The organism is Azospirillum sp. TSH20 (assembly GCF_003115935.1).
Taxonomy (GTDB): domain Bacteria; phylum Pseudomonadota; class Alphaproteobacteria; order Azospirillales; family Azospirillaceae; genus Azospirillum.
In genome coordinates, this window is sequence record NZ_LGQU01000163.1 from 1 (window position 1) to 8,901 (window position 8,901).

The 8,901-nt window shown below is 69.3% G+C and carries 8 protein-coding genes; 3 read left to right on the top strand and 5 right to left on the bottom strand.

Annotation, left to right across the window (positions count from 1 at the left end; all coding sequences use genetic code 11):
- A partial coding sequence (locus TSH20_RS32520) for a DNA translocase FtsK (protein WP_282183596.1) occupies nt 1-563 on the top strand: 563 nt, incomplete at its 5' end.
- A gap of 302 nt (nt 564-865) precedes the next feature.
- On the opposite strand, the gene znuB is transcribed toward TSH20_RS32520, so the two are convergent.
- Both znuB and znuC read right to left on the bottom strand, forming a co-directional pair.
- Entirely contained in the window at nt 866-1,651 is a 786-nt protein-coding gene (gene znuB, locus TSH20_RS32525; protein ID WP_109155678.1) for a zinc ABC transporter permease subunit ZnuB, read from the bottom strand.
- A complete protein-coding gene (gene znuC / locus TSH20_RS32530; protein ID WP_199231867.1) occupies nt 1,644-2,444 on the bottom strand; it encodes a zinc ABC transporter ATP-binding protein ZnuC in 801 nt (266 codons plus the stop codon). Before znuC ends, znuB begins: the two co-directional genes overlap by 8 nt.
- 88 nt (nt 2,445-2,532) lie before the next feature.
- Here znuC and TSH20_RS32535 point away from each other — a divergent pair, with 88 nt between their 5' ends.
- Both TSH20_RS32535 and dapB read left to right on the top strand, forming a co-directional pair.
- Nucleotides 2,533-3,477, top strand: a complete 945-nt coding sequence (locus TSH20_RS32535) for a zinc ABC transporter substrate-binding protein (RefSeq protein ID WP_109155677.1) — start codon at nt 2,533-2,535, stop codon at nt 3,475-3,477.
- Nucleotides 3,478-3,553: 76 nt separating this feature from the next.
- Nucleotides 3,554-4,351, top strand: coding sequence for a 4-hydroxy-tetrahydrodipicolinate reductase (gene dapB / locus TSH20_RS32540; RefSeq protein ID WP_109155679.1), 798 nt, complete (start codon nt 3,554-3,556; stop codon nt 4,349-4,351).
- A 35-nt stretch (nt 4,352-4,386) separates the two neighbouring features.
- Here the strand turns inward: dapB and TSH20_RS32545 are convergent, their stop codons facing one another.
- The 3 genes from TSH20_RS32545 to TSH20_RS32555 all read right to left on the bottom strand — a co-directional run bounded on the left by TSH20_RS32545 (nt 4,387) and on the right by TSH20_RS32555 (nt 8,591).
- Nucleotides 4,387-5,973 carry an HD domain-containing phosphohydrolase gene (locus tag TSH20_RS32545; protein WP_109155676.1) on the bottom strand — a complete coding sequence of 529 codons (1,587 nt, stop codon included), beginning with the start codon at nt 5,971-5,973 and terminating at the stop codon, nt 4,387-4,389.
- 123 nt (nt 5,974-6,096) lie between these two features.
- Nucleotides 6,097-6,723, bottom strand: a complete 627-nt coding sequence (locus TSH20_RS32550) for a LysE family translocator (protein ID WP_109155675.1) — start codon at nt 6,721-6,723, stop codon at nt 6,097-6,099.
- 86 nt (nt 6,724-6,809) lie between these two features.
- On the bottom strand, nt 6,810-8,591 hold the full coding sequence (locus tag TSH20_RS32555) for a glycosyl hydrolase family 17 protein (protein ID WP_109155674.1): 1,782 nt from the start codon (nt 8,589-8,591) through the stop codon (nt 6,810-6,812).
- Nucleotides 8,592-8,901: the final 310 nt, after the last annotated feature.

Here is an 8,901-nt window from a genome sequence, read left to right on the forward strand (position 1 = left end):
GCGCCGCCGGCATCCACCTGATCATGGCGACGCAGCGTCCCTCGGTCGACGTCATCACCGGCACCATCAAGGCCAACTTCCCGACCCGTATCAGCTTCCAGGTCACCAGCAAGATCGACAGCCGCACCATCCTGGGCGAACAGGGCGCCGAGCAGCTGCTGGGCCAGGGCGATATGCTCTACATGGCCGGCGGCGGCCGCATCACCCGCGTCCACGGCCCCTTCGTCTCCGACCACGAGGTCGAGCAGATCGTCAGATTCCTCAAGGCGCAGGGCGAGCCCAACTATGTCGACGCCATCCTGGAGGACGAGGAGGGCGAGGAGTCCTTCGACGACGGCAGCCTGCCCGGCACCGGCGGCGGGTCCGGCGACGACCTCTACGACAAGGCAGTTGCGGTGGTCTGCCGCGAGCGCAAGGCCTCGACCAGCTTCATCCAGCGCCAGCTGCGCATTGGCTACAACTCCGCCGCCCGCCTGATCGAGCGGATGGAGACCGAAGGGGTGGTCAGCAAGCCCAACCACTCCGGCAAACGCGAAGTGCTGGCGCGCAACATCGACGAATGAGTGTTTTCCGGCGCCCCGTTGACAGCGGGCGGGTGCCGCACCAATATCGGGGGTAGGCGGGCCGGGGACTGCAATTCCCCGGCCCGCCCGCCCGATCTTAGTGCATCAGAAGGTCAAGCAGCCGCTTGACGATCTCCAGCACCAGGATCAGGAGAGTGAGGAAGCGTTCCATCCTCATACCCTCCGTTCGTGCGGCGGCGATGGCGGCCCTTCCGCCATCGCGTCCGCCGGCGGACTATGGCGCAGGCGGGAACGTCCGCAAACGGGAAATCAATACGGTCTTGTTCTTTTTCTGATTGCAGTCAGCGCCGCACAGGCACCAGCGATCCCAGCAGGAACAGGGCGGCGGCGGCCACCACCACGCTCGGTCCGCCCGGCAAATCCCAGTTCAGCGACGCCAGCAGTCCGGCGATGACCGCCAGGATGCCCAGGACCGAGGCCAGCACCGCCATCCCTTCCGGCGTGCGGGCGAAGCGGCGGGCGGAGGCCGCCGGGATGATCAGCAGCGACGTGATCAGCAGGATGCCGACGATCTTCATGGCGATGGCGATCACCAGCGCGATCAGCAGCATGAAGGCCAGCCGCAGGGCGTCGACCGGCATGCCTTCCACCCGCGCCAGATCCTCGTCCACCGTCACCGCCAGCAGCCGGCGCCACAGCAGCGCCAGCCCGGTCAGCGCCACCGCACCGCCGCCATAGATCGCCATCAGGTCGCCGTCGGTCACCGACAGGATGTCGCCGAACAGATAGGCCATCAGATCGACGCGCAGGGTCTCCAGAAAGGCCAGCGCCACCAGCCCCAGCGACAGCGACCCGTGCGACAGGATACCCAGCAGCGTGTCCGCCGCGAGGTTGCGCCGCCGCTGCAGCGCCACCAGCGCCAGCGCCAGCGTCACGCACACCACCATCACGCCGATCATCGGATTGACGCCCAGCAGGAAGCCCAGCGTTACCCCCAGCAAGGCGGAATGGGCCAGGGTGTCGCCGAAATAGGCCATGCGCCGCCACACCACGAAGGAGCCCAGCGGCCCGGCCAGCAGGGCGATGCCGCCGCCGGCCAGCAGGGCGCGGATCACGAACTCATCCATGGCAGCAGTCCCCGTCATGGTCATGCACGACTTTGCCGTCCTCGGCATGGGCATGGTCATGGTGATGGACATAGACAGCCAGATCGCGGGCATGACCGCCGAACAGAGCGTGATATTCCGGATGGCGGCTGACATCCTCCGGCCGGCCGGAACAGCAGACATGGCTGTTCAGGCAGATCACCCGGTCGGTGCGCGCCATCACCGTGTGCAGGTCGTGGCTGACCAGCAGCACGCCGCACCCGCGCCTCTGCCGCACCTGGGCGATGCGGTTGAACAACTCGGCCTGTCCATGCACGTCCACGGCCTGATCGGGTTCGTCCAGCACCAGCAGGTCCGGTTCGCCCAGCAGGGCGCGGGCCAGCAGCACCCGCTGCATCTCGCCGCCGGAAATCGTCTGCACCGCCGAATCGGCCAGCCGCGTCACCCCGGCCTCCTCCAGCGCCGCCTCCACCTTGTCGGCCGTTACCGGCCGCCACAGCGCCAGAAAGCGGCGCACGGTCAGAGGCAGCGTGCGATCCACCGACAGCCGTTGCGGCATGTAGCCGACGCGCAGGTTCGGGCGCCGCAGCACCCGCCCGCCATCGGGCGCCACCAGCCCCAGCACGGCACGGACCAGCGTCGTCTTGCCGGCGCCGTTCGGACCGATCAGCATCACCACCTCCCCCGGCTGGACGGCGACGTTGACGCGGTCCAGCACGGTGCGGCGGCCGAAACGGACGGTCAGATCCTCAGTCCAGGCAAGCGGGCCGGCGACCAGTGCGGACGCATCCCGGGAAAGAGCGGGTGTTGACATGTTATGTTATAACGTGACACCAGTTGAGCGTGACTTCCCTATGCGCTGAAACCAGCGACCTGTCCAGCAAGTCGAGAGGATCCCTCCCATGCGTCGATTCGCGCTGTCCACTCTTTTGACCGGCACAATGAGCGCTCTCGTCGCCACCACCGCCCTACCGGCCTGGGCAGAGGCGCCGAAGGTGGTGGTGTCGATCAAGCCGATCCATTCCCTCGTCGCTTCGGTCATGCACGGGGTGGGCGAGCCGGTTCTGCTGGTCCGCGGCGGCGCCTCTCCGCACAGCTACACGATGAAGCCGTCGGACGCGAAGGCGCTGTCGGCCGCCGATCTGGTGGTCTGGGTCGGCCCCGAACTGGAGGGATTCCTGGAAAAGCCGCTGCAGGCCAACGCGCCCAAGGCGACGCGGCTGACCCTGATGGACCTGAAAAGCCTGACCCTTCTGCAAGCCCGCGAAGGCGGCGCCTGGGAACCCCACGACCACGGCCATGAGCAGCACGGTCATGCCGACGAGCATGAAGAGCTGAACAGCCACATCTGGCTCGATCCCGCCAATGCCCGCGCCATCGTCACGGCGACGGCCGACGCGCTGGCTGCCAAGGACCCGGCCGATGCGGAGGCCTACCGCACCAACGCCGACCGCACGCTGCAGGCGCTCGACGCGCTGGACGCGGAACTGAAGACGACGCTCGCACCGCTGAAGGACAAGCCCTTCGTCGTCTTCCACGACGCCTACCAGTATTTCGAGGCGCACTACGATCTGTCGGCGGTCGGTTCCATCACCGTCAGCCCGGACCGCCGCCCCTCGGCCAAGCGGCTGTCCGCCATCCGCGCCAAGATCGCCGGTCTGAACGCCGCCTGCGTCTTCTCCGAGCCACAGTTCGAACCGACCCTGGTCCGCACGGTGGTCGAGGGCACCAGGGCCAAGACCGGCGTGCTCGACCCCGAAGGCGCCGACCTGCCGGAAGGCGAAGCGCTCTACCCCACCCTGATGCGCAACCTCGCCGCATCGCTGCGCGGCTGCCTTGGCGCTTAAGCCCCGGCCGGGCCTGTGCTAAACCGCTGGAAGGGCGGGAAAGCCGGCCGGCAGAGCTGAACGGAGGATGGGCGTCATGAAGATCGGTGTCGTCGGGTGCGCGGGGCGCATGGGCCAGATGCTGGTGCGCGAGATCGCGGCGACCGCGGGCTGCACGCTGGCCGGCGGGACCGAGCGGGTGGGCGGCCCGGCGCTGGGCAAGGATCTGGGCCTCCTGGCCGGGATCGACCCGCTGGGCGTGACCGCCATCGACGACCCGGTCGCCCTGTTCGCGGAGGCGGACGCGGTGATCGACTTCACCAGCCCCGAATCGACGGAGCGTCACGCGGCGCTGGCCGCCCAGTCGGAAACCGTGCTGGTCGTCGGCACCACCGGCCTGAACCCGTCGCAGCAGGCGGCCATCGCCACCGCCGCCACGCACACCGCCATCGTCCAGTCGCCCAACATGTCGCTGGGCGTCAACCTGCTGCTGGCGCTGGTGGAGCAGGTCGCCCACACGCTGGGCGACGATTTCGATATCGACATCCTGGAAATGCACCACCGCCGCAAGGTTGATGCGCCGTCGGGCACCGCGCTCGGCCTTGGCCGCGCCGCGGCGGCCGGGCGCGGGGTGGCGCTGGAGGATGTCTGGCAGAAGGTGCGCGACGGCCACACCGGCGCCCGCCCGCGCGGCGAGATCGGCTTCGCCACCCTGCGCGGCGGCGACGTGATCGGCGACCACACAGTGATCTTCGCCAGCGACGGCGAGCGGGTCGAGCTGACCCACAAGGCGTCCGGCCGCGGGATCTACGCCAAGGGCGCCGTCCGCGCCGCGCTGTGGGCGCAGGACAAGACCCCCGGCCTCTACAGCATGCGCGACGTGCTGGGCGTATAAGCTCCGGAGGGGCGCCTTTTGACGGGATGGGGGACCTACGCCCTCGCCCCGTCGCGCTCCAGCACCGCCAGGAAGGCGTCGACCACGCGCGGGTCGAAATGGCGGCCGGCCTCCGCCCGCAGCAAGTCCAGCACCTCGCCGATGTCCCACGCCTTCTTGTAGGGACGACGGTGCAGCAGCGCGTCGAACACGTCGGCGACGGCGACGATGCGGCCGGCCAGCGGAATGGCGTCGCCGGCCAGCCCCCGCGGATAGCCGCTGCCGTCGAACTTCTCGTGATGGCTCTCGGCGATCTCCGCCCCCATCGACAGATAGCCGCGGCGGTCGCCGCCGCAGGCGTCGCGCAGGATGTTGCCGCCGATGGACGCATGGTCGCGCATCACCGCCATCTCCGCCTCGTCCAGCCGGCCGGGCTTGCGCAGGATGGCGTCGGGGATGCCGACCTTGCCGACGTCGTGCAGCACGCTGGCCAGCCCGATGGTGTCGCAGAACCAGTCGTCCAGCTCGTCCGCGAAGGCGTTGCGGGCGTAGAGTTCGCGGGCGATGGCGGTGGCCCAGCGGCCCAGCCGCTTCACATGGTCGCCGGTGACCTCGTCCTTGTATTCGGCCAGCTTGCCCAGCGCATGGACGGTGGCGATCTGCGCCTGGTTCAGCCGTTCATAGAGCCGCAGATTGTCCAGCCCGACCGCCGCCTTGGTGCAGAGCAGTTCCACCAGCGGCCGGTCGCCCTCGGCAAACGGGCCGCCGAGCAGGCAGAGCGCCAGCGGCGCGACGTCGCGGCCGCGCAGAACCGTCACCCCATGCCGGCTCCCCCAGCGCGCTTGACCGTCGCCCAGCGCCGCCACGATGTCGGCCACAACCTCCGTCGGCAGGTCGGCCGGCAGCCCGGCCTCCGCCACGATCGTCGGCCCGCCGCCCTCCCCCGGTCCGCACAGCAAGGCGGATTGTACGCCGGTCAGCAGCGCCGCCGCCCGCCCGACCAGCCCGGCGAGGAATTGCGAGCGCGAGCGCAGCCCGGCCAGATGGTCGGCCGCCTCCATCACCCGCTCCAGCCCCTGCCGGCCGCGCTCGATGGTGGCGATGTGCTGGTAGGAGCGCAATGCTGCGACGGCGGCGGTGTAGAGCTTCTGCGCCGTCAGCTCGCTCTTCGCCTTGTAGTCGTTGATGTCGTAGGCGGCGATCACCTGCCGTTCCGGCGCCTGCCCCGGCTGGCCGGTGCGCAGGATGATGCGGACCTGCCGGTTTCCCATCTCCTCGCGGATGTGGCGGACCAGCTTCAGCCCGGCGTCATCGGTCTCCATCACCACGTCCAGCAGGATGGCGGCGATGCCCGGATGCTCGACCAGCAGCGACCGCGCCTGCCGCGCGGTGTAGGCCGACAGGAAACAGACCGGCCGCTCCTCGAAGCTCATCTCGCCCAGCACGACGCGGGTGATGGCATGGACCTCGTGGTCGTCGTCGACGATCAGGATCAGCCAGGGCGGATTGCGCCGCCAGCCGTCTCCATCACGATCGGCGGCGTCCTCGGTCTCGGCGGCGAATTCCAGCACATCGCTTGCGGGTTCCCGCCGGCGATCATCCGCGCCGTCGCCGTTCCCGCCCCTGTCGCAGCCGTCGGCCATCACCGCCCCCGCGGTTCGATTCGCCCGGCCGGCATCCCGAAAATTTACCGGCGCGTGCATCCCCCGATGCGCCGGCAATTTTCGATGAAGCCATCACGATCTGTCAACAAACCGGCGTCGGCGTCAGGCCGTCCGCTTCCAGGCAACGGTCAGCAGCCCGGCTCCCATCAGCAGCGACCCGCCGACCCGGTTGACCGCCCGCTGCACCGACGGCCGCCGCACCGCGCGCCGCGCCGCCGAAGCCAACAGGGCATAGCCGGCGGCGTTCAGCGTCGCCAGCACCAGGAAGGTCGCCTCCATCACCACCATCTGCCCGGCCAGCGGCCGGCCGGTGTCGAGGAACTGCGGCAGGAAGGCGACAAAGAAGACGATGCTCTTAGGATTCAGCGCGGTGACGGCATAGGTGTGCAGCATCATGCGCCAGGGCCGTACAGCCGATTCGTCGGCCACCGTCTCCACGCCCTTGACCGGCGCCCGCCACAGCTTGATGCCGAGATAGACCAGATAGGCGGCACCGACCCATTTCAGCACGGTGAACAGCGCCGCCGAGGTCGACAGCAGCACCCCCAGCCCCAGCATGGAGGCGGTCATCGCCGTGAAGTCGCCCAGCGCCACCCCCGCCACCGTCGCCATAGCCGATTGCCGCCCATGGCCCAGCGCATAGGACACGACGATCAGCACCGTCGGTCCGGGGATCATCAGCATGATGGCGGAGGCGGCGGCAAAGGCGAGCCACAGATCGGGGGACATCGGACGGGTCTCCGGAAGGCCAGGAACCCGTCCATCAATCCACAGCGCGGCGGCCGGCGCAATGGCCAGCTGGCGGCCGGCTGGCGTCAAATCCGCCGTAGCGGACGCCGGGCGCTCCACACACCGGCCAGGAAGGGCAGCGCCAGCAGGATCTGCAGGGCGGCCCAGCCCAGCGCTTCCCAGTTCGGCCGCGTCCAATCGACCTCGTGCAGCGCATCCATGAAGGGGAGCTGGCCGTAGATCAGCGATTCGAGCGGCACGAAGCCCTCCGCCAGCACCGTCAGCACCGCCCCCAGCAGCAGCCCGAAGCCCAGGGCCGACTCGACCGGCAGGCGGCGGACGGCGCCGCACAGGCCGCGCGGTTCGCCATCCGCAGCAGGCACCGCCGGACGGAACAGGCTGGCGATGCCCAGCGCGCTGCGCGTCTCCGTCCCGACCGGGCGGCGGGCGGCGCGGATCAGCCCCAGCGCCGGCAGCGCCACCGCGGGGATCAGCAGATACGGGTTGGGGAAGTCGCGATAGCGGCCGTCGAAGACGATCAGCAGCGACCAGACCAGCGCGGCGACGCCCAGCGCGATGGCGCTCCACCGCCCCACCCGCTCGGTGCGGGTCAGGGCCGGGCGGGCGTGGCGCAGGCCGACCAGCGGTTCGCGCGCCAGACCGCCGGTCGCCAACGTGCGGTGGGCGGTCAGCAGCACCGCCAGCGCCAGCGCGGCGGTCAGCGCCAGCATGACCACGGCCAGCGTGGTGTCCTGCCAGTAATGCTTGCCATGCTCCGCCACGAAGGCGGCACGGACATAGAGGGTCGACAGCGCCTGCGCCAGCAGGATCAGAGCCACCCAGCCGGTGCCCGGCAGATGGCGGCGGAGCCCCGCCAGCCCGCCCAGCAGCACCAGCGCCAGCCCGCTGGACGCCGCGAACAGCCAGGGCCACGCGACATTGCCGACCACCGGCCCGGCCAGCGAGAATTTCGGCGTGCGGTCGGCGTTGTACAGGCCCCAATGGCCGCCGACGGTGCCCTCCAGCTTCGCCTTCCATTCCTGGTCGAAGGCCTCAATCACGTTGTAATCAAAGCCCTCCTGCTCGGCCATGCGGACGAAGGCGTTGACGAACTTCGCCTTGTTGACCAGCCCCGGCACGGCGGCCCCGCGCGAGCGGCCTTGCGTCGGCCAGCCGGTCTCGCCGACCAGGATCGGCTTGCCGGGGAAACGGTGGGCGATGGTGCGGTAGCTCTGGCGGATGCGCTCGGTGGCGCCCTCCACGCCGGCCGGCACGTCCTCCCAATAGGGCAGCAGATGGATGGTCAGGTAATCGACATGGTCCGCGATCTGCGGGTATTTCAGCCACCATTCCCAGACGTCGGCATAGGACACCGGCTGCTTCACCGCCGCCTTGACGCGGTCGATGTAGCCGGCGACCTGCTCCGGCGTCAGCTCGCGGCGCAGCAGCACCTCGTTGCCGACGATGACGCGGGTGATGACGTCGGGATAGCGGTTGGCGAGGTCGATCAGCGAGGCGATCTCCGCCTCGTTCTTGTCGGTCCGCGAGGACAGCCACGCCCCCATGGTGACCTGCATGCCATGCTTGCGCGCCAGTTCCGGCACCACCTGCAAGCCTTCCAGCGAGGTGTAGGTGCGGATGCCCGCCACCTGCGGAGCGAGGGCGACGATGTCCTCCTCGATCTGGGCGGTGGTGGGCAGGACGCCGGTCAGCGGGCTTTGCCCGTCGCGGAAGGGGGCGAAGGACACGCTGCGCAGCTTGCCTCCCGGCGGCGGGTCGAGCGGCACCGGGCGGTTCGGCAGGGACCAGACGGCGAGATTCGCGAGGCCGGCGACGATCATCGCGGCGAGGATGAGGATCAGGCGCATGGGCGGGATGTCTACACCAAAGGCTTGACGGTTTGAACGGTGACCGTCGCACCAACAGGCCGGACGGTGATTTTATTCAGCAGTTCCGGACAGAAAATGGGCGCGCCCCCCGGAGGAGGCGCGCCCAGTCGGTCAAGGATTGAGTGACGTGCCTTCGTCACGGAACTGTAAACCGGCGGGAGGGGGAGTTTATTCCGGCGGGGGAGTGACTTTATGGAGTAAGTTAGACCCCCACCTAACCTCCCCCGCTCTCAGCGGACCTATGGTCCGCCTGCCGCGTCAGCACAAAGCATAGCTTTGTGCGAGAGCT

What these genes read in the sequence shown, in the direction of transcription:
- znuB (WP_109155678.1), bottom strand. Translation starts at nt 1,651, where the DNA reads ATGGATGAGTTCGTGATCCGCGCCCTGCTGGCCGGCGGCGGCATCGCC.
- TSH20_RS32555 (WP_109155674.1), bottom strand. Translation starts at nt 8,591, where the DNA reads ATGCGCCTGATCCTCATCCTCGCCGCGATGATCGTCGCCGGCCTCGCG.
- TSH20_RS32545 (WP_109155676.1), bottom strand. Translation starts at nt 5,973, where the DNA reads ATGGCCGACGGCTGCGACAGGGGCGGGAACGGCGACGGCGCGGATGAT.
- znuC (WP_199231867.1), bottom strand. Translation starts at nt 2,444, where the DNA reads ATGTCAACACCCGCTCTTTCCCGGGATGCGTCCGCACTGGTCGCCGGC.
- TSH20_RS32550 (WP_109155675.1), bottom strand. Translation starts at nt 6,723, where the DNA reads ATGTCCCCCGATCTGTGGCTCGCCTTTGCCGCCGCCTCCGCCATCATG.
- TSH20_RS32535 (WP_109155677.1), top strand. Translation starts at nt 2,533, where the DNA reads ATGCGTCGATTCGCGCTGTCCACTCTTTTGACCGGCACAATGAGCGCT.
- dapB (WP_109155679.1), top strand. Translation starts at nt 3,554, where the DNA reads ATGAAGATCGGTGTCGTCGGGTGCGCGGGGCGCATGGGCCAGATGCTG.